This is a genomic window from Streptomyces sp. NPDC127092, from assembly GCF_042722475.1.
Taxonomy (GTDB): Bacteria; Actinomycetota; Actinomycetes; order Streptomycetales; family Streptomycetaceae; genus Streptomyces.
On sequence record NZ_JBHXFE010000163.1, the window covers coordinates 721 to 1,948 of the forward strand.

General features: G+C 72.6%; 1 protein-coding gene and 1 pseudogene. Both read right to left on the reverse strand.

Going from position 1 to position 1,228, the window contains the following annotated elements; genetic code table 11:
* On the reverse strand, positions 1 to 519 hold a 519-nt coding region (locus tag ACFWJO_RS38365), incomplete at its 3' end, for an NUDIX hydrolase family protein (protein WP_386872804.1).
* A gap of 56 nt (positions 520 to 575) precedes the next feature.
* Positions 576 to 1,228 (reverse strand): annotated as a pseudogene (locus tag ACFWJO_RS38370) (NADH:flavin oxidoreductase/NADH oxidase); the annotation flags it as partial.

Consider the following 1,228-nt stretch of genomic DNA (forward strand, 5'->3'; position numbering starts at 1 on the left):
GGCGAGGGCCTGGCGCACCAGGTCCCCGCGGCCACCGATGAACTCGGCCTGGATGTCCTCGCCGAGGGCCTCCTCGGGGGTGAGCCAGGTCAGCTCGAGCGCGTTCTGGCGCGGCTGGCACTCACCCGTCACCGGCACCACGTAGACCAGGGCCACGGCGTGCTGGCGGTCGTCCGTCAGCCCGGTCTCGGACGGCGCCGGGAAGTACTCGGCGACGGTGCAGGGGACCACCGACGGCGGCAGCTGCGGGAACGCGAGCGGGCCGAGGTCCTTCTCCAGGTGGCGCATCAGCGCGGCGCGGATGGTCTCCCGATACTGGACACGGCCGGAGACGAACGTCCGCTGGAACGTGCCGGTCTCGTCCGCCACGTAGAGCAGGCCGATCTCGGTGACGTAGCCGAGGGAGTCCAGCCGCACCGGGATGGCCTCCACATACACCATGGGCAGCCGGCGCCGGGCCTCGTAGAGGTCCTCGTCGGACAGCCAGCCCGGATTCGGGTCGGGGGTGCGCACGCTCATGGTTCTGTTCTACCGGAGTTCCGCGCGGGGAGCACACCGGGTCCCGCGTGTTCCGCTCACCACTTGGCTCGGAAGTACTGCCGGGCCATCGGCACCTGCTCCGAGGGGACGTCGAGCGCGAGGGCGGCCGCGGTCGGCCAGTTCGGGTTCGCCAGGGCGGCGCGGCCCACGCAGACGGCGTCGGCGCGGTCCTCGTCCACCACGGCCGCGACCTCCTCGGCGCCGGTCAGCGAGCCGACGGCGGACACCACGATCCCCTCGGTGCCCTCCTTCACGGCGGTGGCCAGCGGCACCTGATAGCCCGGGCCCTGGGGGCCCTCGTAGGTGTCCCCGATGCCCGCGGAGGACAGGTCGAACCAGTGCACCTGCCCCTGCAGCTCCTGCGCCAGGCGGACGGTCTCCTCGATGCTCCAGCCGCCCTCGACCCAGTCCGAGCCGGAGATGCGGATGCCCAGGACCTTGTCCGCGGGCCACACCTCGCGCACGGCCGCCACGACCTCCTTGAGGAAGCGGGTGCGACCCTCGAAGTCCCCGCCGTACTCATCGGTCCGGGTGTTGGTCAGCGGCGAGAGGAACTGGTGGATGAGGTAGCCGTGGGCGGCGTGCAGCTGCACGGCGCCGAAGCCGGCACGGTCGGCGCGCTCGGCGGCGTCGGCGAAGGCCTGGACGGTCTCCCGGATCTCGTCCACCCCCATCGCGTGGGTGCGGG